General features: G+C 67.0%; 25 protein-coding genes and 2 pseudogenes. 5 read left to right on the top strand and 22 right to left on the bottom strand.

The window, feature by feature from the left end:
• Position 1 precedes the first annotated feature (1 nt).
• Positions 2–645 (bottom strand): annotated as a pseudogene (locus tag GKE62_RS02675) (phosphoribosylanthranilate isomerase).
• Positions 646–752: 107 nt separating this feature from the next.
• Here GKE62_RS02675 and GKE62_RS02670 point away from each other — a divergent pair.
• A complete protein-coding gene (locus GKE62_RS02670; protein WP_154690894.1) occupies positions 753–1,052 on the top strand; it encodes a hypothetical protein in 300 nt (99 codons plus the stop codon).
• 7 nt (positions 1,053–1,059) lie between these two features.
• Here the strand turns inward: GKE62_RS02670 and GKE62_RS02665 are convergent, their stop codons facing one another.
• From GKE62_RS02665 to GKE62_RS02620, 11 genes are all read right to left on the bottom strand, one after another.
• A complete protein-coding gene (locus GKE62_RS02665) occupies positions 1,060–1,854 on the bottom strand; it encodes an SIMPL domain-containing protein (RefSeq protein WP_154690893.1) in 795 nt (264 codons plus the stop codon).
• 62 nt (positions 1,855–1,916) lie between these two features.
• The gene (pyrF, locus tag GKE62_RS02660) at positions 1,917–2,591 is read right to left on the bottom strand and encodes an orotidine-5'-phosphate decarboxylase (RefSeq protein ID WP_154690892.1); all 675 of its coding nucleotides are present in this window, start codon (positions 2,589–2,591) and stop codon (positions 1,917–1,919) included.
• Complete coding sequence (locus tag GKE62_RS02655; protein WP_154690891.1) at positions 2,588–2,881, bottom strand: lipopolysaccharide assembly protein LapA domain-containing protein; 294 nt, start codon at positions 2,879–2,881, stop codon at positions 2,588–2,590. The genes pyrF and GKE62_RS02655 overlap by 4 nt, the downstream gene beginning before the upstream one ends.
• A gap of 114 nt (positions 2,882–2,995) precedes the next feature.
• Positions 2,996–4,309: an adenylosuccinate lyase gene (gene purB, locus GKE62_RS02650; protein WP_154690890.1), complete on the bottom strand. Its 1,314-nt coding sequence runs from the start codon at positions 4,307–4,309 to the stop codon at positions 2,996–2,998.
• A gap of 34 nt (positions 4,310–4,343) precedes the next feature.
• Positions 4,344–5,093 (bottom strand): NRDE family protein, encoded by a 750-nt coding sequence (locus GKE62_RS02645; protein ID WP_154690889.1) that lies wholly within the window; start codon positions 5,091–5,093, stop codon positions 4,344–4,346.
• A gap of 51 nt (positions 5,094–5,144) precedes the next feature.
• Entirely contained in the window at positions 5,145–6,494 is a 1,350-nt protein-coding gene (locus GKE62_RS18735) for a PQQ-binding-like beta-propeller repeat protein (RefSeq protein ID WP_230206876.1), read from the bottom strand.
• The gene (locus GKE62_RS18730) at positions 6,376–7,257 is read right to left on the bottom strand and encodes a PQQ-binding-like beta-propeller repeat protein (RefSeq protein WP_230206875.1); all 882 of its coding nucleotides are present in this window, start codon (positions 7,255–7,257) and stop codon (positions 6,376–6,378) included. The genes GKE62_RS18735 and GKE62_RS18730 overlap by 119 nt, the downstream gene beginning before the upstream one ends.
• Positions 7,258–7,337: 80 nt before the next feature.
• Positions 7,338–7,565 (bottom strand): hypothetical protein, encoded by a 228-nt coding sequence (locus tag GKE62_RS02635; RefSeq protein WP_154690888.1) that lies wholly within the window; start codon positions 7,563–7,565, stop codon positions 7,338–7,340.
• A gap of 201 nt (positions 7,566–7,766) precedes the next feature.
• The gene (gene yghU, locus GKE62_RS02630; RefSeq protein WP_154690887.1) at positions 7,767–8,675 is read right to left on the bottom strand and encodes a glutathione-dependent disulfide-bond oxidoreductase; all 909 of its coding nucleotides are present in this window, start codon (positions 8,673–8,675) and stop codon (positions 7,767–7,769) included.
• A 122-nt stretch (positions 8,676–8,797) separates the two neighbouring features.
• Complete coding sequence (locus GKE62_RS02625) at positions 8,798–9,271, bottom strand: MarR family winged helix-turn-helix transcriptional regulator (protein WP_154690886.1); 474 nt, start codon at positions 9,269–9,271, stop codon at positions 8,798–8,800.
• An 82-nt stretch (positions 9,272–9,353) separates the two neighbouring features.
• Positions 9,354–10,805, bottom strand: a complete 1,452-nt coding sequence (locus tag GKE62_RS02620) for a TonB-dependent receptor (protein WP_154690885.1) — start codon at positions 10,803–10,805, stop codon at positions 9,354–9,356.
• Here GKE62_RS02620 and GKE62_RS02615 point away from each other — a divergent pair.
• Positions 10,795–11,460 (top strand): hypothetical protein, encoded by a 666-nt coding sequence (locus tag GKE62_RS02615; RefSeq protein ID WP_230206874.1) that lies wholly within the window; start codon positions 10,795–10,797, stop codon positions 11,458–11,460. The genes GKE62_RS02620 and GKE62_RS02615 overlap by 11 nt on opposite strands.
• Before the next feature lie 86 nt (positions 11,461–11,546).
• On the opposite strand, the gene GKE62_RS02610 is transcribed toward GKE62_RS02615, so the two are convergent.
• The 10 genes from GKE62_RS02610 to crtY are packed head-to-tail and all read right to left on the bottom strand — an operon-like array spanning position 11,547 to position 22,306.
• A complete protein-coding gene (locus tag GKE62_RS02610; RefSeq protein ID WP_230206873.1) occupies positions 11,547–11,822 on the bottom strand; it encodes a formate dehydrogenase subunit delta in 276 nt (91 codons plus the stop codon).
• 2 nt (positions 11,823–11,824) lie between these two features.
• A complete protein-coding gene (fdhF, locus tag GKE62_RS02605; protein WP_154690883.1) occupies positions 11,825–14,674 on the bottom strand; it encodes a formate dehydrogenase subunit alpha in 2,850 nt (949 codons plus the stop codon).
• Positions 14,664–15,194 carry a molybdenum cofactor guanylyltransferase gene (locus GKE62_RS02600; protein WP_154690882.1) on the bottom strand — a complete coding sequence of 177 codons (531 nt, stop codon included), beginning with the start codon at positions 15,192–15,194 and terminating at the stop codon, positions 14,664–14,666. Before GKE62_RS02600 ends, fdhF begins: the two co-directional genes overlap by 11 nt.
• On the bottom strand, positions 15,191–16,738 hold the full coding sequence (locus GKE62_RS02595; protein ID WP_154690881.1) for an NADH-ubiquinone oxidoreductase-F iron-sulfur binding region domain-containing protein: 1,548 nt from the start codon (positions 16,736–16,738) through the stop codon (positions 15,191–15,193). The genes GKE62_RS02600 and GKE62_RS02595 overlap by 4 nt, the downstream gene beginning before the upstream one ends.
• On the bottom strand, positions 16,735–17,172 hold the full coding sequence (locus GKE62_RS02590) for an NAD(P)H-dependent oxidoreductase subunit E (protein WP_154690880.1): 438 nt from the start codon (positions 17,170–17,172) through the stop codon (positions 16,735–16,737). The genes GKE62_RS02595 and GKE62_RS02590 overlap by 4 nt, the downstream gene beginning before the upstream one ends.
• Entirely contained in the window at positions 17,169–17,996 is an 828-nt protein-coding gene (gene fghA, locus GKE62_RS02585; RefSeq protein WP_154690879.1) for an S-formylglutathione hydrolase, read from the bottom strand. The genes GKE62_RS02590 and fghA overlap by 4 nt, the downstream gene beginning before the upstream one ends.
• Positions 17,997–18,046: 50 nt before the next feature.
• On the bottom strand, positions 18,047–19,024 hold the full coding sequence (locus GKE62_RS02580; RefSeq protein ID WP_230206872.1) for a phytoene/squalene synthase family protein: 978 nt from the start codon (positions 19,022–19,024) through the stop codon (positions 18,047–18,049).
• Positions 19,021–19,602 (bottom strand): TIGR00730 family Rossman fold protein, encoded by a 582-nt coding sequence (locus GKE62_RS02575; RefSeq protein WP_154690878.1) that lies wholly within the window; start codon positions 19,600–19,602, stop codon positions 19,021–19,023. Before GKE62_RS02575 ends, GKE62_RS02580 begins: the two co-directional genes overlap by 4 nt.
• Positions 19,599–21,107 carry a phytoene desaturase gene (locus GKE62_RS02570; RefSeq protein ID WP_154690877.1) on the bottom strand — a complete coding sequence of 503 codons (1,509 nt, stop codon included), beginning with the start codon at positions 21,105–21,107 and terminating at the stop codon, positions 19,599–19,601. Before GKE62_RS02570 ends, GKE62_RS02575 begins: the two co-directional genes overlap by 4 nt.
• Positions 21,104–22,306 (bottom strand): lycopene beta-cyclase CrtY, encoded by a 1,203-nt coding sequence (gene crtY, locus GKE62_RS02565; protein WP_154690876.1) that lies wholly within the window; start codon positions 22,304–22,306, stop codon positions 21,104–21,106. Before crtY ends, GKE62_RS02570 begins: the two co-directional genes overlap by 4 nt.
• Positions 22,307–22,375: 69 nt before the next feature.
• On the opposite strand from crtY, the pseudogene GKE62_RS19600 reads away from it, so the two are divergent.
• The 3 genes and pseudogenes from GKE62_RS19600 to GKE62_RS02550 form a co-directional block, all read left to right on the top strand.
• Positions 22,376–22,687: pseudogene (locus GKE62_RS19600) on the top strand (N-acetyltransferase family protein); the annotation flags it as partial.
• Positions 22,688–22,970: 283 nt separating this feature from the next.
• Entirely contained in the window at positions 22,971–23,507 is a 537-nt protein-coding gene (locus GKE62_RS02555; protein ID WP_154693519.1) for a DUF2585 domain-containing protein, read from the top strand.
• A gap of 93 nt (positions 23,508–23,600) precedes the next feature.
• Positions 23,601–24,446, top strand: a complete 846-nt coding sequence (locus tag GKE62_RS02550; RefSeq protein WP_230206871.1) for a MipA/OmpV family protein — start codon at positions 23,601–23,603, stop codon at positions 24,444–24,446.
• Positions 24,447–24,470 lie beyond the last annotated feature (24 nt).

Here is a 24,470-nt window from a genome sequence, read left to right as displayed (position 1 = left end):
TTCACGATTCTCGGGCCGCTTTGCAGAAGGCCGCGATCTTGTCCACGTCCTTGACCCCCGGGGCGCTTTCCACGCCCGACGAAGTATCGACCAGCGGCGCATGGGTGATGCGAAGCGCCTCGGCGACGTTCGCAGGAGTCAGCCCGCCCGCCAGCCCCCACGGCAGCGCACCGCGGTAGGCCGAGAGCAGCGACCAGTCGAACACCAGCCCCATCCCGCCGGGCAGCGCACCCTTGGGGGAGTCTTGGCGTCGAACAGGATCATGTCGGCGGCCCCGGCATAGGCATCGGCGCGGGCGATGTCGGCGGCGGAGGACACCGCCAGCACCTTCCACACCGGCAGGCCGAAGGCGGCGCGCAGTTCAGCGGCGCGCTGCGGGGTTTCGGAGCCGTGGAGTTGCAGCGCCTGCAGCTTGCCGGCAACGGCCGCTGCGGAGATCGAGCTGTCGTCGGCATCGACGAACACCCCGACCTTGGCGATGCGTCCCGCGGCGCGGTCGGCAAGTTCGGCGGCCTGCGCAGGAGAAACGTTGCGCGGGCTGGGCAGGTAGAACATCAGCCCGATGTAATCGGCGCGCGCGCGGATTGCCGCCACCAGCGCGTTGGGGGCGGCAATGCCGCAAATCTTGACAGCGGGGCTCGACATTGGCGGCGGACTAGGCGTTTCGCGCGGCGATGAACAGCGCAGGACAAGAATTGCTTAGCAAATCGGCGCTAAGACCTGCGCGACGTCGATCCTGGAGGAATGGTCCGATGCGTACGGTTGTTGCCCTGGCCGGTTTCGCGGCCACCGCCTTGCTCTCTGCCTGCTCGCCCTCGCCACAGGCGGACGCCGACGAGAAGGCCATACGCGCGGAGACGCCCGCCCAGGCTGAGCAGGCCGCCGAGAAGCCGATGCCCGTGCTCGATGCACAGGGTAACGAGCTGGACCCCGAGCTCGCCGACGCGGTGCGCGAGAAGATGGAAGAAGAAAAGGCGGCGCAGGAAGACAGCGGGGGCGATGCCAGCGCGCCGAGCGACGACGGCGCCGCGCCCAGCAACGACGAGACCTGACCCGCGCCTACGGCGCCAGTTCGTACATCACGGTGACGTTGGCGTTGAGCTGAAGCTCGCCCGGCTGGATCGGTGCGGGCGGGGGAGGCGCCATCGCCGCTTCACCGCGAGCGAACATCACCTGCGGCGGGCCATAGTACCCCCCGCTCTCGCTGATCGAAAGAACCCGCACAACGCGCAGCCCTGCCGCGCGGGCGTAAAGTTCGGCCCGCTCGCGTGCTTTCTTCATTGCCGCGATGCGGGCTTCGTCGGTCGCCGGGTCGGCGTCGTCCATCTGGAAGCTTGGCCCGTTGACCTGGTTGGCGCCCGCCGCGACCAGCGTGTCGATCACCTTGCCGTAATCGCCCAGCCGGCGTTGGCGGACCGAAACGTTGTTGCTGACGGTATAGCCGACGATCTTCTGCAACTGCTGTTCCGGCGGCGGCGGGATGTACTGCGTGCCGTTGACCCGCGCCGCCATCATCGCATCGCGGTTGGGGTCCGAATAGATCGGGTTGACCGACAGATTGCTGGTCTGGATGTCGCGCTCGGCGATCCCGGCGGCCTTCAAGGCGGCGATCACCCGGGTCATCGCGCGCGAGTTCTCGCCCAGTGCTTCGCCCGCGGTCTTGCCCTGGGTGGTCACGCCCGAATTGAACACCGCCAAGTCCGGCTGGCGGAGCGAACGACCCTCGGCGCTGACCGTCAGCAGGGTGTTGCCCGGCGCGATCGTCAGCGGCGGGGGGGGCTGCGCGAGCGCGCCGGAGGGCAGCGCGGCGGCGCAGAGGAGCACGCTCAACAAGGCTGGCGCAAAACGCTTCATCGGTGGTTGCCTCTCGGTTGGTCGCTTGCGGTGTGACCTGGCGAGCCTTGCGCGCGCCTGAACTAGAGCGTCGCCCCGATCGCTCGCGCGGCCGCCACCGGGTCCTCGGCGCGGCTGATCGGGCGGCCGATCACCAGCACGCCGGCGCCCGCATCGCGCGCGGCCTTCGGGGTGACCGCGCGTTTCTGGTCGCCCAGGCTGGTGCCCGCCGGGCGCAGTCCGGGGACGACGACCAGGCCGTCCTTCCATGCCGCATGGACAGCGGCAACCTCGCGGCCCGAGCAGACGACCCCATCGAGCCCGGCGGTGCGCGCCAGATCGGCGATGCGCAGGACCTGATCGTGGGGGCCACCCGCCACACCCGTCAGTGCGAGGTCCCGCTCGTCGAGGCTGGTCAGCATGGTTACCGCGACGACCTTGCAATGCTCGCCCGCCGCGGCCTTGGCGTCTTCCATCATCGCCCGCCCGCCGCTGCCGTGAACGGTGACGATCGCAGGTTCGAGCACGTGGATTGCCTGCATCGCCGCGGCGACGGTGTTGGGAATGTCGTGGAGCTTGAGATCGAGGAAGATCGGCAGGCCCAGCTTGGCGATCTCATGCACGCCGTGATGGCCATGCGCGCAGAAGAACTCGAGCCCCAACTTGATCCCTCCGATATGCGAATGGACCTTTTTCGCCAATTCCAGGGCCGGATCGAGCTGTGGGACGTCGAGCGCGAGGTAGACCGGATTGGTCATGCGGGCGGCGAAGGCGTGGTGGTCGCGGGAATTTCGGCAACGGTGTTGGGCCGGGCGATCGTCGCTTCCAGCCCCGCGATCCGCCGCCGCATTCGCCAGCGCTGCGTGCGGTGGAGCGCCCACATCGGCACCAGCCCCAGCAGGAACGCGCCGATCACCAGCGCGGGCAGCTTGGTTTCGAGCACCAGCGAATTCCAGATGCGCACTTCGACCGGCTGCCAGTTGTTGATCGCGAACAGCACGAGCACTACCGCCAGCAGCACCCAGAAGATGGTTCGCAGTATTCCCATCGAGTGGTTCGCCCCTTGTGACCCTTGCGAAAACGATAGGTCGGATTGGCGGGGAAGGGAAGGGTGGGGCTGACTAGTCCTCTCTCCTTCAGGGGAGAGGGTTGGGAGAGGGGGTTACGCTCCAAACACCCGTTCGAAAATGCGATCCACCTGGGCGAAATGGTAATCCAGCCCGAAGCTGGCCTCGAGCACCTCGCTCGGCACCCGCGCGGTCACCTCCGGATCGGCGCGGAGCAGCTCAAGCAGCGATTTGGCCCCGTCGCTTTCCCAGACCTGCATAGCGCTGCGCTGGACGATGCGGTACGAATCCTCGCGGCTCAACCCGGCCTGGGTCAGCGCCAGCAGCACCCGCTGCGAATGGACCAGCCCGCCCATGCGGTCGAGGTTCTTGCGCATCCGCTCGGGGTAGATCAGCAGCTTGTCGATCACCCCGGTCAACCGGGCCAGCGCGAAGTCGAGCGTGATCGTCGCGTCGGGCGCGATATAGCGTTCGACCGACGAGTGGCTGATGTCGCGCTCGTGCCACAAGGCGACGTTTTCGAGCGCGGGGACCACCGCCGAGCGGACCATCCGGGCGAGACCGGTCAGGTTTTCGGTGAGGATCGGGTTGCGCTTGTGCGGCATCGCCGAGCTGCCCTTTTGCCCTGGCGAGAAATACTCCTCGGCCTCGAGCACTTCGGTGCGCTGAAGGTGGCGGATTTCGGTCGCCAGCCGCTCGACCGATCCGGCAATCACCCCCAAGGTGGCGAAGAACATCGCGTGACGATCGCGCGGGATGACCTGGGTGCTGATCGGCTCGGGGACGAGGCCTAGCTTGTCGGCGACGTATTCTTCGACCACCGGATCGACGTTGGCGAACGTGCCCACCGCGCCCGAGATCGCGCACGTCGCGATCTCCGCGCGCGCCGCGATCAGCCGCGTCTTGCAGCGGGCAAACTCGGCATAGGCCTGGGCGAGCTTGAGTCCGAACGTGGTCGGTTCGGCGTGGATGCCGTGGCTGCGGCCGATCGTGGGCGTGTGCTTGTGCTCGACCGCGCGGCGCTTGAGCGCGGCGAGCAGCGCGTCGAGATCTGCGAGCAAGATGTCGCTGGCGCGGCATAACTGCACCGCAAGCGTGGTGTCGAGCACGTCCGAGCTGGTCATGCCCTGGTGCATGAAGCGGGCCTCGTCGCCCACTTGGTCGGCGACCCAGGTGAGAAACGCGATGACGTCGTGCTTGACCACAGCTTCGAGCGCATCGATCGCGGCGACGTCGATCTTTGGGTTCGTTGCCCACCAGTCCCACAGCGCCTTGCCCGCGGACGCCGGCACCACGCCGAGATCGCCCAGCTTGTCGGTTGCGTGGGCTTCGATTTCGAACCACACGCCATAGCGCGCCTCGGGCTCCCAGATCGCGGTCATCGCGGGGCGGGCGTAGCGGGGGATCATCGGAAACTCCGGGAAGCTGGGGACGCGGGTGCCGCTAAGCGGCGGGCCAGCGGAAGTCCAGCGCGGTATCCCCAACCGGACGCCCGGCGGCATCGAAGCCGCGTTCGACGATGCGGCCCGCGCCGTGGTTGTCCACGGCGACGACGGTCGAGCAGCGGGTGCCGTAAAGCGTGCTGCGGATGAACGGCGGGGTGTCGGCGGGTTCGACCGCTATGTCCGAAGGTTCGCGAGGCGGCAGGCCGATCGCTGGCCGGTTTTCGCTGGCGAGGATTGCATACAAGGCGGCGGGGTCGGAGGAATTCGCGCTCAGCCAGTCGGTCAGCGCAGCTTTGAGCGCCAGAGTCTTGGGCCACGGTTCGTCGAGCGCGCCGTTGCTGAGGCCATAGACGCCATGGCCTAGCGTCGTGCGCAGAGCTTCGGGGCGGTTGGTCAGAAATTCCAGCTTGCCCGCGCCGATCGCCAACAGGCTGAACGGATTGTAGGCGTCGAGGTCCGCCGGTGGCGCCGCGCCGGCGAGCATCGCGCTGACCAGTTCGCCGCGCGAACGCCGTGCCGGATTCGGATCGCCGAAGCCGCGGCGATTGGTGATGAGGGCGAACCGGGCTGCTTCGCTTACGCCCAGCCAGGTTCCGCCGCCGGTCATATCGCGTCCGGCGACGATGCCGCTGCTGGCGTCCCATCGCGCCAGCGCAGCCGCGGGGCGCGCATGATACTCGTCGCGGTTGCCGATCGCGACCAGCCGCCAGCGCGGGTGCGCGTGCCAGGCGAGCGCGGCGACGCACATGTTATCGCTTACCTGGCCTAAGCCCGCTCATGAGCGGCAGACCGATCGTCGTCAGCCTCCCAGCGCCTTGTCCTCGTTGGCGCGCTTGATCAGGTATTGGCGGATCGACTCGACGTCTTCGGTCTTCAGCGCCGCGCTGAACGAGACCATGCCGTTGTGCTTGAGCGCGCCGTCGATCACCACCGCCTTGATCGCCTCGGCCGAGCCGATCGCGCCCGAATGGCGCAAGTCGGGGACAAGCCCCCCGGCCACCGCAGCGTCACCATGACAGACCGAACAATAGCGTCCGAACAGGTCGCCGCCGGACGTCACTTGCTGCGGCGTGCCGTTGAATGCCGGGGGATCGAGCACCAGCTGTGCGCTGGGCTTGGGCGGCGGCAGCTTGCCCTTGGCGCCCAGCTTGAACACCAGCAGGCGGCTGACGTTCTGGACCGAACCCGACTTGTTGGCGACCGCGCCCGCGGCGAGATCGTAAACCCCGCCCCAGCCCACGAGGATCGCCACGTACTGCTCCCCCTTGATCGCATAGGTCATCGGCGCGGCGATGATCCCGGTCTGCGCGGGAAACGACCACAGCTTCTGGCCCTTGTCGGCGCTGTAAGCGGCGAATTCGCCCGCCGCGCTGCCCTGGAATACCAGGTTGCCCGCGGTCGCCAGCGTACCCCCGTTCCACGGCCCCTTGTAGGGCACCGTCCAGCGCGCCTTGTGCGCGACCGGGTCCCATGCGACGAGTGCGCCGGTGGTCGCCGCCGCCGCCCCGGCGCGTATGGCCTTGTCGGCGGGAAGCGCGGTCTTGCCGCTCGCCAGGCCTACCTGAAAGCCGATCGCCGAGGGTTTCCAAGTCGGGTCGGCGAGATAGGCCGCGCCGACGACGTTGGTCGGGATGTAGACCAGGCCCGTCTTCGGGCTGAAGCTCATCGGATGCCAGCTGTGCGCCCCCATCGCGCTGGGCATCGACACGAAGGTCTTGCCGGTTTTCTCGTAGCGCGCCTCGGGTGCGATTTGGGGACGTCCGGTGACCGGATCGATCCCGGTGGTCCAATTCTGCGGCATGACCGATCCGGCCGAGATGAACTGCCCGGTCTTCGCGTCAAGGACGTAGAAATAGCCGTTCTTGGGCGCATGCAGCGCGACGTGACGGGCCTTGCCGGCGATCGTCAGGTCGGCGATCGTGATCTGGGCATTGCTGTCAAAGTCCCAGCGGTCCTCCGGGGTTTCCTGGAAGTGCCAGGCGTAGGCACCGGTATCGGCATTCACCGCAACCACCGACGAAGTGTAGAGGTTATCGCCGCTGCGACCCATGGGGGCTGGGTTCCACGGCTCGGCGTTGCCGGTGCCGAACAGAATGAGGTTGGTCGTCGGATCGTAGGTGATCAGAATCCCACACCGTGCCGCCGCCACCCAGCTCCCACCAGTTACCGGTCCACGTCTTGGCCGCAGCTTCCATCGCCTTGTCCTCGAAGCCCTTGGCCGGGTTGCCGGGGACGGTGTGGAAGCGCCATAGCTCGGCCCCGGTCTCGGGATCGAACGCGGCGATGCTGCCGCGAGCACGGTATTCAGAGCCGGCGTTGCCAATGATCACTTTGCCCTTGGCGATCCGCGGCGCGCCGGTGATCGCGTAGCTCGTCTGATCGGGGACGACGGCCTTCTCCCAGATTTGCTTGCCGGTCTTGGCGTCGAGCGCGATCAGGCGCCCGTCGAGCGCGGCAACGAACAGCTTGTCGCCATAGAGCGCGGCCCCTCGGTTGACCGCGTCGCAGCAGACGCGAACCAAGGTTTCGCGCGGTACCTTGGGATCGTAGGACCACAGCAGCTTCCCGGTGGCGGCGTCGTAGGCCTTGACCATGCTCCACGCGGTGGTGGTGTAGAGTACCCCACCGTGCATCAGGGGGGTCGCTTCCTGCCCGCGCGCGGTGTCGAGATCGGCCGACCAGGCGAGGCCGAGGTCCTTGACCGTTGCGTCGTTGACCTGGGTCAGGGTGGCGAAGCGCTGCTCGTTGGTGTCACGGCCATACGACAGCCACTCGCCTTCGGGGGCGGATGCGAGCAGCGCGTCGGTGACGCCAGATGTGGCGGGGGCGGAGGCGGCCTTTTCGCCCGTGCCGTTGAGGTTGCAGGCGGCGAGGGGCAGCAGCGCCGCCAGTGCGAATTTGGTGATGCGCATACGCGAAGTCTCTCCCGGCGGAGCGCCGTCGAGCGGCGCTTACCCCGGCACCGGGTTATGGACCCGGCAGGGAATGTCAATCAGGCCTGTTCGCCTAAAGCCGAGCGGCGGTCGATCAGGTCTTCGCGCCCAGCGCGAATACGTTGATATAACGCGATGAAGGCTATCTTAAGCACGCCGCGCAAGATGGCGTTGACCGGGTCCGGCAATACCGGGCGAACGACTTTGCCGCTATTCCGCTCGCACGGATCGTTCAGGAGACCGCCCGTGCCGAGGAAACCAAAGTTCCCGGCCCAGGGGCAGCGCACACAGCCAATTCCATCCGCGGAATCGCGGGGGAGGCGGGACGATGGGCAAAAGCCCGAGGACCAGGCTGGCCTGTTGTGGAACAAGTTCCGTTCCGAGCCCGTCGACTAGACGGCTCGCGTGTGCAGCCACTGGGTTACCATCCCGGAGCGAAATCGGGTCGCCGCTCCGGGCCGGGATTGGTCCCCACTGCAGCCGTCGTGTCAGACTCTAACGCCGCCGCGCTCCTCGACCAAATCCTCTCGGTTCACGTCGAAATCCTTCGCTGAGTGCCTTTCGCGCAATTGCGTCTCGGGCCTTCCAAACGTCCGGTTGACCATCCGCCCGCGCTTGACCGCCGCGCGCGCGCCGATTTGGTCAACCCAGCGGAGCACATTGGCGTATTCGTCGACGCCCAGAAATTCCTGGCCGCCGTAAGCTTCTTTCATCACCGCGCCGTACCACGGCCAGATCGCCATATCCGCGATCGTGTACTCGCTGCCGACCATGTACTCGTGCGTCGCCAGATGGGTGTCGAGGACGTGAAGCTGGCGTTTCACTTCCATCGCGAAGCGGTCGATCGCATATTGGATCTTGATCGGGGCATAGGCGTAGAAGTGGCCGAACCCGCCGCCCAGATAGGGCGCGGCGCCCATCTGCCACATCAGCCAGTTGAACGTCTCGGCGCGGGCGCGGGTTTCGGTGGGGAGGAACGCCCCGAACTTCTCGGCGAGGTAGACGAGGATTGATCCGCTTTCGAACAGCCGCACCGGCGGGTCGAGCGAGTGGTCGGCCATCGTGGGTATCTTGGAGTTGGGGTTCAACGCGACAAACCCGCTGCCGAATTGCTCGCCTTCGCCGATCCGGATCAGCCAGGCGTCATACTCCGCCCCGGAATGCCCGGCAGCGAGCAGTTCCTCGAGTAGGATTGTCACCTTGACCCCGTTGGGAGTGCCCATCGAGTAGAGCTGGAGCGGATGTTCGCCCACGGGCAGTACGTGTTCCTTGGTCGCGCCAGAGACCGGTCGGTTGATGCTGGCGAACGCGCCGCCGTTAGCCTTGTCCCACACCCACACCTTGGGTGGAACGTAGCCGGCGGGAAAGTTGTTGGCGGGATCGGGTTCGTCGGCCATCGGGCGCTCCTATCGGGTATGCGAGTTGCAACCGATGTAGGATGTCGAGCGTGCGTTCGGCAACCACCGGCTTCGGAAAACCTCAACTCATCGTGTCAGGCGGCGGCCGCGATCGTCCGGCGTCACTCATGAATCCGGGTCAGCAATTCGATCAGCGTCTCGACTTCCCTGTCGCTGAACCGCGACTTGAGCCAGCGTTCGTGAACCATCATCGCGTCCTTGGCGACCCTGAGCGTCGCGCGCCCGGCATCGGTTAGGTTGAGCATCTGCTTGCGGCCGTCGTTCGGTGACTTGCCACGCGCCAGAAATTTCCTGGCTTCGAGCCGGTTAACGATCGCCATCGTCGTCGCCCGGTCCGTCCGCATCCGCTGGGCAAGGTCCGTCTGGCTGATTCCGGGACGATCGTCGATGAGCCACAGCGTCGAAACTTGCTTCTGGGTGAGATCGAGATCGGCGAATGTCTCGCTGAAATGGCGATAGGTCGCGCCATGGGCGAGACGGATGTGGAAGCCCAGTATGTCGCGGATTTCGCCGATATCGTCGTTGCCCATCACACGTTGGGAAGTCGGCACCGGGGACTGGTTAGGCCGTGTCATCCCAGTCCCCGCGACAATCGTACGTACTGCATACGACAACAGTCGAGCAGGGGATTGATGTCAACGTCGCCGCACCGCCGATTCAAAAGCCCCGGCGCAGCGACAAGGCGACGCCGACGTGCGAGTTACGGTCGCGAAATTCGCGGACGTCAGGCAGCGGCGCGCTGCGGTTGGGTGTGAAGAACAGGCGCTCGCGCTGGCCGGCGGATTGGGTGACGTTGTCCAGATCGAGCCGTACCGTCGTCTTCGGATCGGGCCGGTATTCGGCGAACGCGGTGACGAACGGTTTCGAATTGATGTTTCTGTCGGTCTCGTCGGTGCGGAAGAAGGTGAACGAATCGCGGTCGGACACGGTCGTGCCGAACGCGAACTTGCCGGCGTCGCGGCGCAGCTCGACTTCCCATTGCCAGTCCGGCCAGAAGTCGCTCCAGTTGCGGACCTTGCCGCTCAACGGATCGCGCACCCGGGTGTTCTGGAGCGTGCCGGTGCTGCGTAGGTGGAAGTATTTGAGCCCGATGGAGTCGAGAGGCGCATCGAGCGTCAGCGAAACGAAGCGTCGGGTGCCGGTACCGATGTTGCCGGGGGCGTCGAGGCCCTCGGGCGTTAGGATGCGGTCCTGCAACTTGGCGATGCGGTCGTAGCCTGCTTCGAGCTTGGCCAATCCCTTGCCCAGCAGCGGATGCTCGAGCGTCCCGCGTAGCTCCCAAGCGCGCTGCGGCTGGAGATCGGCGTTGCCGCCGTTGACCCGGTCGGCGCCCAGTTCGGCGTTGTCGATGAAGTCGTAGAAATTGAGCTGGGCAACCTTGCGCCGCGCCACCAGTTGCGCATGCCAGCCGCCCCGAGGCTTCCAGTCGAGCGTGACGCTGGGCTTGAGAAATTTCAGCGAGCGTTTCTCATCGGCGTCGCCGCCCACCGCCAGCTTCGATGTCTCGAAGGCGAGGCTGGCGTCGAGCCGGATCGCCCGCGATAGCTGGCGCCCGGCATTGACGTAAGTCTCGGTGCGCAGTTCGTCGACCACGGCCTGGTCGATCGGCAAGTCGATCCGATTGCGCGCTCCGCCGGCGCCGAGCAAGTACAGCTCAGTGGCGTTGTCCAGACGATTGTAGGCTACTTCTCCGCCAAGCTCGAACGATAGTCCGAGCAGGTTTACGCGCGACCAGCTCAGCCGTCCCAGCACTTCGTCGTAACGCGAATCTGTCAATTGCTCGAACCCGCCGACGGTCATCCCGGCGATCCGAACGAGCGTCGATTCCGAGTTCTCGCGCTCGCGCCGGTTGGCGAGACCGACGAACTTGATCGTTCCCCCCGCCAGCGGGCGCGAGATGTCGCCTCCCAGCTCGTAGCTGGGGGTGTCGAAGTCTTGAAACAGACGATCGTCGCGGTCTGGGCCGATCGCGGGGGTCACTCGATTGGTCTGGCTGAGCTTGAACGTGCTGGGTGCGTAGCGTGCGTTGAGGTGGATCGCACGGTCGGCGGCCTGCTCCATCGCCCAGCTCGCCGATACGAACGGATCGTGCTGGCGGATGGTGTTCACCTTGCGGCGCAGTTCCTTGAACTGGCCGCCAGGCAGGAAGGTCAGCCGGTCGAATCCATCCTCGCGTGTGTCGCTGCGCCCGCTCCCGGCGGACAGGTTGACGCCTCGACGCGCCGCGACGGATCAGCACCGAGGCGTCGAGGTTGGGCATGACGTGGCCGCCGATGATCCTGGCGAGTTTTACCGTGGCGTTGCCGTCGATCCCACCCTCGGTAGTGAGGATGACGTTGAGCACCTGGCTTTTGCTGGCGTAATCCGATCCGAACAGGTCGCCGGGGCCGATTTCCACGCGCAGCACGCGGCTGGCCGGAATGCGGGCGAGAATGGTTTCGAGCGAATCCGACTTGGACGAGGGGCGCGCGCCGTTGAACACGACGTTGCCGGCCGTACCGGCGAACCCGCGGACATCGCCGTTGGTCTGCTCGATCGCGAAGCCGGGCACCCGACGGACGATGTCGAGGGCGTTGGCGGGGGCAAACTGGGCGAAGAACGCTGCGTCATAGGCGGTGGTGCGGACGCCTGGCTGGGCCGGGGCGGGGACTCCGCCGGCCGCGGGCTGGGCGAGCGCGGGAGTGGCGACAATGGCCAATGCCATCACCGCTGCGGTACGCTGTGCGGTCGAAAAATTGTCCTGTCCCATGGGCTTGCACCATAGCGAGGAGCCGCCGCGACATAAGTGGTCTGCTGCGCTGTTGGTAGGACGTTATCGGGTTTTGGTCGATTGTTGCGCGGGCATGGGTGTCAACCCGCGTCGGAATGGCCGCCTTCGCCCGCTTGGTTGAACACCGTCGCGCGGGTCTGGGGTGGCGGTTTCATGCTTTGGGCGAGCGTTGCCACCGCGCCGCGCGCGATCGGCGAGAGCGCATCCGCGCCGCCCGCAAGCAACGCTGCCTTCATTCGCGGATCCCAGAACTTGACGATGTGGTCGGCGGTCGCGGCGACGGCATTGTCCTGGCCAATCGCCGCGAAATTCAGTGCGATCTGGTCGATCATGTGATTGAGGCGAGCGAGGTCCATGTCTACTCGGCGGCCTCCATATGACCCTCGATCCGCCGCGATCTGGCCGAAAGCTCCTCGTATTCCTCTTGCCAGTCGCTCGGCCCGTTGCTGGGCATCACCTGCACCGCGGTCACCTTGTATTCCGGGCAATTGGTCGCCCAGTCGCTGAACTCGGTGGTGACGACGTTGGCCTGCGTCGCGGGGTGATGAAAGGTGGTGTAGACCACTCCCGGTGCGACCCTGTCCGTGACCAGCACGCGCAGGGTGGTTTCCCCCGTGCGGCTCGTCAGCCTGGTCCAGTCGCCCGACTTGAGCCCGCGGTTCTCGGCGTCTGCCGGGTGCATCTCGAGCAGGTCTTCGGGATGCCACACGACGTTGTCCGTGCGCCGGGTCTGCGCGCCGACGTTGTAGTGGCTGAGGATGCGCCCGGTGGTCAGCAGCAGCGGATAGCGCGGCCCGGTCTTCTCGTCGGTCGGCACATAGTCGGTGACGACGAACTTGCCTTTTCCGCTGGCGAAGCTGTCGACGTGCATCACCGGCGCGCCGTCGGGGTACGCCTCATTGACCGGCCACTGCAGTGAACCGCATTCGTCGAGCCGGGCGAACGACACGCCCGCGAAACTGGGGGTCAGCCGCGCGACTTCGTCCATGATCTGGCTGGCGTGAGTATAGCTCCAGCCGAGGCCCATCGCATTGGCGAGCAACTGGGTCACTTGCCAGTCCTCGTAGCCGTTGGCGGGCTCCATCACCTTGCGGACCGGCTGGATGCGGCGCTCAGCGTTGGTGAAGGTGCCGTCCTTCTCGAGGAAGGTGCTGCCGGGCAGAAAGACGTGCGCGTAGTTGGCGGTTTCGTTGAGGAACAGGTCGTGGACTATCACGCAGTCCATCGCCTTGAGCCCGGCTGCGACATGGTGCGTGTTGGGATCGGACTGGAGGATGTCCTCGCCCTGGATGTAGATCGCGCGGAAGCTGCCATCGAGCGCGGCGTCGAGCATGTTGGGGATGCGCAGGCCGGGCTCGGGATCGAGCGTCACGCCCCAATCGGCCTCGAAAAGCGCTCGCGCCGAGGCGTCGGAGATGTGGCGATAGCCCGAGAGTTCGTGCGGGAAACTGCCCATGTCGCACGCGCCCTGGACGTTGTTCTGGCCGCGCAGCGGGTTCACGCCGACGCCGGGGCGGCCGATGTTGCCCGTCGCCATCGCGAGGTTGGCGATGGCCATGACGGTCGATGAGCCCTGCGAGTGTTCGGTGACGCCGAGGCCGTAGTAGATGGCACCGTTGCCGCCGGTGGCGAAGAGCCGCGCCGCGGCGCGCAAGTCGGCGGCGGGAACGCGGGTGACGGCCTCGAGCGTCTCGGGCGAATGACGCTCGTCGGAAACGAACCGCGCCCAGTCCTGATACTCGTCCCAGTCGCACCGCGCGCGCACGAACGCCTCGTCGGCCAGCCCCTCGGTGACGATCGTGTGCGCCAGCGCGGTCAGCACCGCGACGTTGGTGCCGGGCTGGAGCGGGAGGTGGTACGCCGCCTCGACGTGCGGCGACTTGACCAGGTCGATCCGCCGCGGGTCAATCACGATCAGCTTGGCGCCCTGGCGCAGACGCCGCTTCATCCGCGACGCGAACACCGGGTGCGCGTCGGTCGGGTTGGCGCCGATCACCATCATGACGTCGGCGTGCATCACGCTGTCGAAGTCCTGCGTTCCCGCGCTGGTCCCGAAGGTGGTCTTGAGGCCATAGCCGGTGGGCGAGTGGCAGACCCGCGCGCAGGTATCGACGTTGTTCGTCCCGAACCCGGCGCGGACCAGCTTCTGCACCAGGAAGGTCTCCTCGTTGGTGCAGCGGCTCGAGGTGATCCCGCCCAGCGCCCGCGCGCCGTGTTGCGCCTTGATCGCCGCAAGCCGGTCGGCTGCGAAGCTTATCGCCTCATCCCACGAGACTTCGCGCCAGGGCTGGTCGATGGTCTCGCGGATCATCGGCCGGGTGATCCGGTCGGCGTGGTTGGCATAGCCCCAGGCGAACCGCCCCTTGACGCAACTGTGCCCGCGGTTGGCCTTGCCGTCCTTCCACGGCACCATCCGCACGAGCTGCTCGCCCCGCATCTCGGCGCGGAAAGTGCAACCGACCCCGCAATAGGCGCAAGTCGTAACCACGCTGCGTTCGGGTTTGCCGATTTCGGCGACCGCCTTTTCGTTGAGCGTGGCGGTCGGGCATGCCTGGACGCAGGCGCCGCAGGACACGCATTCGCTCGACATGAAGTCGTCGCTCGACTGTCCGGCGCTGATCTTGCTGGCGAAGCCGCGCCCGTCCATCGTCAGCGCGAAGGTGCCCTGAACCTCGTCGCAGGCGCGCACGCAGCGCGAGCAGGCGATGCACTTGGAGGGGTCGAAATCGAAATAGGGGTTCGAGGTGTCGGCCGCTTCGCCGAGGTGATTCTCGCCCGTGTAGCCATAGCGCACGTCGCGCAGGCCCACTTGCGCGGCGGCGTCCTGCAACTCGCAGTCGTTGTTGGCCGAACACGTCAGGCAATCGAGCGGGTGATCGGAGATGTACAGTTCCATCACCCCCTTGCGCAGCTTGTCCAAACGCGGCGTCTGGGTGCGAACCGTCATCCCTTCCGCGACCGGGGTTGTGCAGCTCGCCGGGGTGCCCTTGGCGCCGTCGATCTCGACCAGACACAGGCGGCACGATCCGAACGCCGCCATGTTGTCGCTGGCGCAAAGCTTGGGGATCGACCCGCCGCTCAGCGCCGCGGCGCGCATCACGCTGGTGCCCGCGGGCACGGTGATCGGGCGGCCGTCGATGGTCAGCGTGACCTGCGTCTGGCTCAGGACTTCCGGCGTGCCGAAGTCTGCTTGCGGTTCATAGCCGATGGCGCGTCTCCGCCGCGGCCAAGTCGGCCGGGGTGTTAATGTTAGCAGGTTTATGGTCCGATTTCACCGGCCGCGCGGCGATCGCCTCGGCGAACGCAAGCATCGAGTGGCGGCCGTCAGATTCGAGAATTGCGGATACGATCGCGGCGGCGCTCGCAGGCCACAGGCCGATCACTGGCTGGTCGGCAAGATAGGCCGGGGCAGGGGCGAGCATGGTGGGAAGGTCATCGGGCAGACCGAGCGAGTCTACCCCGCATGTCAGCACAGTCTCGTACCCGGCATCCTGCGCATGACGAAGCGCCGCCGCGATCCCGCCGAGCGGGCCCATGCCGGCGGCAGGCCAATCGGGCAGGGTGGGGGCAGGGGCGGTCTCGCGCCCCACCACGATCACGTGGCCGCACCAGCCCGCCAAGGCATCCACCGCGGTAGCGATCAGCGAGTGCCCGGCGACTTCGGCCAGTGCCTTGTCGCTGCCGAAGCGGATCGATCTACCCCCGGCGAGGACCGCGCCGAGGATCACGCCGCAAAATCCTCTGGCCATTGGCGCAGTGCACTCAGCACAGGATAGGGCGTGAACCCGCCCAGCGCGCACAACGAGCCGAACTTCATCGTCTCGCACAAGTCTTCGAGCAGCGCGATCTCTTCGGCTTTGCCGCGGCCATGCTGCGCAGCATTGTGCATTTGCGGAAGCGCCTCGACTGCATCCACCGGCCGCCCGCCGCCACGAATCCGGTCGATCAGCTCGACCCCGCGAACTGCGCCGATCCGGCACGGGGTGCACTTGCCGCAGCTCTCCGCGGCGCAGAATTCCATGGCGAACCTGGCCATCCGGCCCATGTCTGCGGTGTCGTCGAACACCACGATCCCGCCATGGCCGATCAGCGCGTCGGCAGCGGTATAAGCTTCGTAGTCGAAGGCGATGTCGAACTGGTCGGGGTGGAGGTAGGCGCCCAATGGCCCGCCGACCTGGACCGCCTTGACCGGACGGCCGCTCGCGGTGCCGCCGCCGATAGCGTAGACCAATTCGCGCAGGGTCACCCCAAACGCGGTCTCGTAGAGCCCACCATGTTTGACGTTGCCCGCGATCTGGATCGGCATGGTACCCTTGGATCGCGCGAAGCCGAGCGCGCCGTACTCGGCGCTGCCTCCGTCGGCCAGAATGTGCGGCACCGCGGCCAGCGTCAGCACGTTGTTGACCACCGTCGGGCAGCCGAACAGGCCTTCGATCGCCGGCAGCGGGGGCTTGGCGCGGACTTCGCCGCGCTTGCCCTCGAGGCCGTTGAGCAGCGAGGTTTCCTCGCCGCAGACATAGGCCCCCGCGCCGATGCGCACCTCGCACACGAACGGGGCGAGTTTGGCGGCGGCCAGATCGATCGCCGCGCGCAATTTAGCAACGGCGTGCGGATATTCGCTGCGGATGTAGATGTAGCCCTGGCGCGCGCCGACCGCGTGGGCGGCGATCGCCATGCCTTCGAGCAGCGCGAACGGATCGCCCTCCATCAGCATCCGGTCGGCGAATGTGCCGCTGTCGCCTTCGTCGGCGTTGCAGACGATGTACTTCTTCGAGCCAGGGGCGGTGTGCACGGTCTGCCACTTGATCCCCGCCGGAAACCCCGCCCCCCCGCGCCCGCGCAGGCCGCTGGCGGTGACTTCGGCGCAGACCTGCTCGGGCGGCAGCGCTAGCGCGCGGTCGAGTCCCACCCAGCCGCCGGTGGCAGCATAGTCACCCAGACTGAGCGGGCGCGTCTTGCCGGCGCGGGCGAACGTCAGACGCTGCTGTCCCTCGATGAAGGGGTGTGCGGCGATTGAGCCGATGCACTTCTCCTCCACCCCTGTCCCGTGAAGGGGCGATGGCTTTAGGATAGAAGCCACATCTCCCACAGTGACCGGCCCCCACCCGATCCCGTCGATCTCGACCAGCGGCTCGAGCCAGTGCATCCCCCAGCTCGAGACCCGCTCGACCGTACAGCCCAGCCGGGCGAACTCCCCTGCGACCGAGTCCGCGCCGCAGGCCAGCGCCAGCGCGTCGTCGGAGATGCGCACGCCAGGAAGCTTGGGCGTCATGCCGAGCGCACCAGCGCGATCAGCGCCGCCTCGTCGAGCCGGGCATGGAGCGTATCGCCCAGCCGCGCGCTAGGACCGACGCTGCACAGGCCGAGGCAATAGACCGTGGCGAGCCGCACCCGCTCGCCCGCCGCCGCCTCGGCCGCGCCGACCAGCGCTTCGACCCCGCGCGCCTGGCAAGCCTCTGCACGGCATAGCTGCACCACTGGCCGCGGGTCGGGCTCGGCGCGAAAGTCGTGGTAGAAGCTCACGACGCCGTGAACCTCGGCGCGGCTGAGGTTGAGCGCCTTGGCGATTCCGCGTTCCGCCTCAGCGTCGACGCAGCCGAACTCGGCCTGGACCGCATGGAGGATCGGCAGCAACGGGCCTTCGAAAGCGCCATGCTCGGCGCAGATTTCGGCAAGGCGCGCGCCTTTTTCTTTGGGCGCAGTCACAGCCGGTCCGCATGCCAGGCGACGTGGTCGGCCATGAAGGTCGAGATGAAATAGTACGAGTGATCGTAGCCCTGCTGCATCCGGATCGTCGCCGCGATCCCGGCGCGGTCGCAGGCTTGCTGCAGCAGATGCGGCTTGAGCTGCTCGTCGAGGAAATTGTCGGCGGTGCCCTGATCGATCAGCAAATCGGGCAGCCGTGCGCCATCGTCGATCAAGGCACAGGCGTCGTACTCGCGCCAGGCCGCGCGGTCCGGTCCGAGATAGCCGCCCAACGCCTTCTCGCCCCACGGGCAATTGAGCGGGCTGACGATCGGCGCAAACGCGCTGACCGAGCGGAAGCGGGCCGAATTGCGCAAGGCGACGGTCAGCGCGCCGTGGCCGCCCATCGAATGCCCGGTGATGCCCTGGCGCGCCCTGTCGACGGGAAATTCCGCGGCGATAAGTTCGGGCAACTCGCGCTCGACGTAGCTTCTCATGCGAAAGTTGGCGGCCCAGGGCGCCTGCGTGGCATCGACATAGAAACCGGCGCCCTTGCCGAAGTCATATCCGTCGCCGTCTGGCACATCGTCACCGCGCGGGCTGCTGTCGGGCGCCACGAAGATGATCCCATGCTGGGCGCAAGCGGCGCGGTATTCGCCCTTTTCGGTGACATTGGCGTGGGTGCAGGTCAGGCCCGAAAGATACCACAGGACCGGCAGCTTGGCGCCCGGATCGTGATCCGGAACAAACACTGCAAAGGTCATCGGCGTGCCGGTCTCGACGCTGGCATGGCGGTAGACGCCCTGCGTGCCGCCGTGGCTGCGATTTTCCGAAAGCCTCTCCATGTTCTTGTGCCTAAACCTGCAAATACTGTCGAATACGAAAGCTAACCTTCTTAGGGGGCGCTGGCCAGATCGCGCCGCGTCCATAACCGCAGTTCGGCGTCTTCGCGGCAGGCCCGGGGCGGCGGGCGCACGGCGCGCAGCGCGGCGCGGGCGATCCATCCGGCCTTGTGCAGATCGCTGATCACGGTGCGGTGGTCCCAGGCGTGCGCGCCGCGGCGTTCGACCTGGGTCGCGATCTCGCCATAGATCCCGGCGGCGGAAAGCACCGCCCAGCGCTGGCGGAGCTTGAGCCGCCCGGCGCCGACCCGCGCCGAACATTCATGGGCGTGGGCGATATCGACCAGCCGCGCGACGACCGCGGTCAATTGCCGGCGATAGTGCGGTTTCATCTGTTCGCCCGGCGGGATGTCGGCCTCGACCAGCCATTCGAGCGGCAGGTAGCAGCGGTCGGCCGCGTCGTCCTCCTCGACATCGCGGGCGATGTTGGCGAGCTGGAACGCCAGGCCGAGGTCGCAGGCGCGGTCGAGGGTCTCGTCATCGCCAGGATCTATACCCATCACGACCGCCATCATCACGCCTACAGATCCTGCGACGTGATAGCAGTATTGCATCAGGTCGCGTTCGGAGCGCGGGCGCCAGTCGGCGGCATCGAGCGCGAAGCCGGCGATCACGTCGGCGGCCATCGCACGGGTCAATCCGCATTCGCGCGCAACCACGCCGAAGCCGTCGAACGCGGGATCGCCGGTCGGCTTGCCCGCGAACGCAAGCGCGGTGCGGTCCTTGATCGTCGCCAGCCTCACGTCGGCGTCGTCCTGCTCGCCCAGGCGTCCGCCGAAATCCTGCGCGTCGGCAAGATCGTCGCAGGCGCGGCACCAAGAGTAGAGCAGCCACACCCGCTCGCGCGTGGTTCGGTCGAACAGGCGGCTGGCGGCGGCGAACGATTTGGACCCCCGCGCGATGGAGGCCCGCGCGTGCGCGACGAGGTCGGTACGGTCGAGCGGATGGTCGATCGCCCCGACCGCCTTCACAGATCGCTGGCCTTCATCGCGAATATGGGCGTGTGCGGCTCGTGTCCGGCCATGAGGTCGAGCAGCGGGTCCAGCGCGTCTCCGGCGATGATGATCCCGGCGTGCGCCTGGCGAACGAAGCCGGTCTCGATCATGTGGCGGTTGAACGCCAGCAGGTGGTCGTAGAACCCGAGGGCGTTGAGCAGTCCGACCGGCTTGGCGTGATAGCCGAGCTGTGCCCAGCTTACCGCCTCCCACAGCTCGTCCATCGTGCCGACCCCGCCGGGAATGGTTAGGAACCCGTCGGACAGGTCGGTGAATGCCTGTTTGCGCTGGTGCATGTTGGCGACGACGTGGAGTTCGGTGCAATCGGTGTTGGCGACTTCGCCGCCGACCAGCGCTTCGGGGATCACCCCGATCACCTCGCCGCCGGCATCGAGCGCGCCCTTGGCCAGCGCGCCCATCAGGCCGAGGCGGCCGCCGCCATAGACCACGCCGATTCCGCGCGCGGCGAGGGTGCGGCCGACTTGGCCCGCAAGGTCGATGTAGCGCGGGTCGGCGGGGGTGGCGGAACCGCAATAGACGGCGATGCGGTTCACGCCAGATCCTCCAACATCAGCCCGGCGGTCGCCTTGGCGCTGCCGACCACGCCCGGAATGCCCGCGCCGGGATGCGTCCCCGCGCCGACGAAATAGAGGTTGCCGATCGCGTCATCGCGGTTGTGGGCGCGGAACCAGGCGCTTTGGGTGAGGACGGGCTCGAGACTGAACGCGCTACCGAGGTGCGCCTTGAGATCGTGGGCGAAGTCGCTCGGCGCATAGTGGAACTTGGTGACGATCCGCGTATGGATGTCGGGGATCAGCCGCCGCCCGACCTCGTCGAGGATGCGGTCCGCGAGCTCGGTGCCGATGGCATCCCAGTCGACCGGCAGCTTGCCCATGTGCGCCACCGGGACCAGCGCATAGAACGTGCTCATCCCGTCGGGGGCCATGTCTGGGTCGGTCACGCTGGGGTGGTGGAGGTAGATCGAGAAGTCCTTGGGCAGCACGCCGTGCTTGTAGATGTCGGCAAGCAGCCCGTTATAGCGCGGGCCGAACAGGATCATGTGGTGGGGGATGCCCGGCCAGGTGCCCCGTACCCCGAAATGGACCACGAACAGGCTGGGCGAGAACTTCTTCTTCGCCAGCGCGCGCGCCTGTCTTGCGCCGCGCGGACTGTCGCCGAGCAGGTCGCGATAGCTGTGCATCAGATCGGCGTTGGTCGCCACCGCATCGAAATCGCCGCGCCAGCCGCTCTTGGTCTCGACCCCGCTAGCCCGCGCGCCCTGGGTCACGATCCGCGTCACCGGATCGCCCATCCGCACCGTTCCGCCGAGCCGCTCGAATAGCGTCACCATGCCGGCGACCAGCCGGTTGGTACCGCCCTTGGCCCACCACACCCCGCCGTCCATCTCCAGCTTGTGGATCAGCGCGTAGATCGCGCTGGTGGTCATCGGGTTGCCCCCGACCAGCAGCGTGTGGAAGCTCAGCGCCTCGCGCAGCTTGGGGCTTTTCACGAAGCTGGAGACCATCGCGTAGACCGAGCGCCACGCCTGGTATTTCATCAGCGCGGGCGCGGCCTTGATCATGCTCGCGAAGTCGAGGAACGGCCTCGCGCCGAGCTTGACGTAGCCTTCCTCGAACACGCCGGCACTGTAGGCGAGGAAATCGCGGTACCCGGCGTTGTCGCCCGGCGCGACGCGGGCGATCTCGGCGTGGAGCTTCTCCTCGTCGTTCGAGTAGTCGAAGTTGGTGCCGTCGGGCCAGTTGAGCCGGTAGAACGGGGTCACCGGGACCAGCTCGACGTCGTCGGCCAGCTTCTGCCCGGACAGCGCCCAAAGCTCTTCCAGGCAGGCCGGGTCGGTGACCACGGTCGGCCCGGCGTCAAAGGTGAAGCCGTCCTTTTCCCAGAAATATCCCCGCCCGCCGGGCTTGTCGCGGCCTTCGACAAGGGTGGTGGCGATACCCGCCGATTGCAGCCGGATCGCGAGCGCCAGCCCGCCGAACCCGGCCCCGATCACACATGCTGATTTATTCGACGCTGACTTAACGGGAGGATTGGTCACGCAGTCTCCGCTCGCAGGCTTCCGTGACGCAGGCGGTTGGGTTCGCCCATTCCAAGGAACGAGCCCAGACCGCGGAAGAACGGCACCGGCGGCTTGCCACTGACCAGCCGCAGTTTGTCGCCAAGCGTCGAGCGCGCGCCATAGAATCGCTCGATCAGCTTGTTGTCGAGCGTATAGAACCGTTCGAGCACTTTGTAACGCTCGCTCGGCATGGCCGCCTCGAACAGCATTTTGGCGAGGCGGCGCGCAAAATCGGCGCGGGCCCATTCGGCGCGGGCGTGGCTTTCGCTGAACCGGGCGAGGTTTTCGGCGGAGAAATCGCGGTGCGCCGCGAGCGCGGCGGCGAAGCGCACCGCGTGGGGCAGCGAATAGCTGGTCAGCGGGTGGAATAGCCCGGCGCGGGTTCCGGCCTTGGCGGTTCCGGAGCCGGTCGCGCGCCAGAACGCCTCGAAGTCGCCGCCGGAAACCACCGGCAGCACCCCGTGCTCTTCGCTGATCGTGCGCGCGATCGTCCAGCCGCGCATCGCGCAGTAACGCTCGATCCGCTGGCCGACCGCGGCGCGGTCGAGCGTGCTCGAATCGCTGTAATAGGTGTCCTCGACGAAGATCTCGCGCTCGGCGAAGGGCAGACAATAGACGAAGCGATAGCCATCGAGCTGATCGACGGTGGCATCCATCACCACCGGACGATCGAGCCCATGGGGCGCCTCCAGCTCGACCAGCCGCCCGACGAACTTCTGCCACCCGCCGGTCAGTTCGCCCGCCAGCCGCATTCCGCGCGCGTCGATCACCGCGCCCGCCGCGATCCGGCTGCCGTCGGCGCAGCGCACCTCGCGCGCATCGGCCTCGACCACGCGTTGGCCGGAAAGGATCGCGTGCGGGGGCAGGGTCTGGCGCAGTTGCTGGTTCAGGCGCTCCGAGGTTACGCTGTAGTAGGTCGCGGGCAGGGTGCGGTCGAGCCCGGGGAAGGCCACGTCGTAACCCTTCCACCCTTTGACCACCAGACGATCGAGCAGCCAGCGGTCGGTCTTGGCGACGTCCGGTCCGAAAAACGACCACACGTGGTTGCCGCCCAGCGCCTCGTCCTGCTCGATCAGAACCACGCCAACCTCCGGCCGCCGCTCGGCCAGCGCGAGCGCGATCAGCCCTCCCGCCAGGCCGCCGCCCAGGATCGCAATATCGGCTTGGCTGTTACGCATCGTCCCGGGCCCTTAGCCCAACCCGCTTGGCGCGCAAACGGCGGCTTGGCCCGGCGCCGGGTTTGCGCCATGACGGGACATATGGGCGATACCCGGATCGAACCCGCAACTTTGGCCGATGCAGCGGCCTGCGCCGACATTTACGCCCATCACGTCCGCCACGGCACCGCCAGCTTCGAGATCGAACCGCCGCTCGAGGCGGAGATGGCGGCGCGGATGGGCAAAGTGATCGATGCGGGCGCTCCGTGGCTGGTTGCGCGCGCCAGCGATGGCGAGGTGCTCGGCTTTGCCTATGCCGCGCAGTTTCGCGACCGGCCGGCGTATCGCTTCGCCTGCGAGAACAGCGTCTATATCCGCCACGACCGGCGCGGCGAAGGGATCGGGCGGGCGCTGCTGGCGCTGCTGATCGTCGCCGCCGAACGCTACGGCTTCCGCCAGATGATCGCCGTGATCGGGGGGCGGAGCCAGCCTCGGTTCGGCTCCACGCGGCGTGCGGGTTCGCCGAAGCCGGGCGGATGCGTGCGGTCGGGCGCAAGCACGGGCGATGGCTCGACACGCTGTATATGCGCCGCGCGCTGGGGCCGGGCGACGATACCCCGCCGGATGAGGAGCCGGCGTGACGTCGTTGCTGCCGGACCGCCGCGGGCTGATCGGGGCGGTCGTGATGTGGCTGGCGGCGGGGGCGATCCTGTTGGCGATGGGCCGGGTGCCGATCTGCGCCTGCGGCACGGTCAAGCTGTGGTGGGGCGTGGTTCAGTCGGCCGAAAACAGCCAGCACATCGCCGACTGGTATTCGTTCAGCCATGTCATTCACGGGCTGCTGTTCTATTTCTTCGCCCACCTGCTGTGGCGGCGGTGGAGGCTGTTCGGCGGGCGCCCGGCGGCCTGGGCGCTACCGATCGCGGTGGCGTTCGAGGCGTTCTGGGAACTGCTTGAGAATTCGCCGCTGATCATCGACCGCTATCGCGCGGTGACGGTCAGCTTCGGCTATTCGGGCGACGCGGTTATCAACAGCCTGGCCGACATCGGCTTCATGGCGCTTGGCTTCTGGATCGCCAGCAAGCTGCCGGTGTGGGCCAGCGTGGCGATGGCGATCGGCTTCGAGCTGTTCACGTTGTTGATGATCCGCGACAATCTGACGCTCAACATCCTGATGCTGGTCTGGCCGCTGGATGCGGTGAGGGCGTGGCAGGCGGGGTGAGCATTCCCCCCCGCGTCTGCGGCAGGGGAAAGCTGCTGCAACGCAACCCAAACCCGTTCCACGCGTTACATGCGCGAACCACAGGGAATTTTCATGCGTCGCACCATCCTACTCGCCGCCGCGTTCGCGGCGCTGACCCCTACGCTCGTCCATGCCCAGAACGACGGGCCGCAGACCGACACCGTGTTCGATGGTGACTACCTGACCGTCGGCGTCGGCGGGTTCTATGGCCCGAGCTACGAAGGGTCGGACGATTACGTGCTGTTCCCCGCACCGGTGATCCAGGGCCGCTTGCTCGGCGTGGCGATCACCCCGCGCCCGGGCGGCATCGCGTTGGACTTCATTCCCGACGCCAAGGACGCCAAGGTCGGCTTCAGCCTCGGCCCCGTCGCCAACATCCGCCGCGATCGGGTGTCGAAGATCAAGGATCCGGTGGTCAAGCGCCTCGGCAAGCTCGAGACTGCAGTCGAAGTCGGCGGCAACGCGGGGGTCACGGTGTATGATGTGGTCACCGGCTACGATAGCCTGACCGTAAGCGCCGATGCCCGCTGGGACGTGGCGGGGGCGCACAAGGGGATGCTGTGGGGGCCATCGATCAGCTACTTCACCCCGGTCAGCAAGGGCGTCGCAGTCAACTTGGCGATCAGCGCCGAGCACATGGATCGCGACTACGCCGACTACTACTTCACCGTGAGCCCAACGGGGGCGGTCGCCAGCGCTTTGCCCACTTTCCAGGCGAAGGGCGGATGGAAGAACGTCGGCGTAAACGCGCTCGTCGGGGTCGATTTCGACGGCGACCTGACCAACGGCGGATTGGCGGGGTTCGTCACCGGCGGCTATACGAAGCTGCTGGGCGACGCGAAGCGAACGCCACTGACCAGCATCCGCGGCGATGCCGACCAGTGGCTGGTGGGGGCAGGGCTGGCGTTTACGTTCTAGGGCGGGGGACCTGCTCCCTGCGCC

It is taken from the genome of Novosphingobium sp. Gsoil 351 (assembly GCF_009707465.1).
GTDB lineage: Bacteria > Pseudomonadota > Alphaproteobacteria > Sphingomonadales > Sphingomonadaceae > Novosphingobium.
Note: the sequence above shows the minus strand (reverse complement) of the source record. Positions and strands in the feature narration are given on the sequence as shown.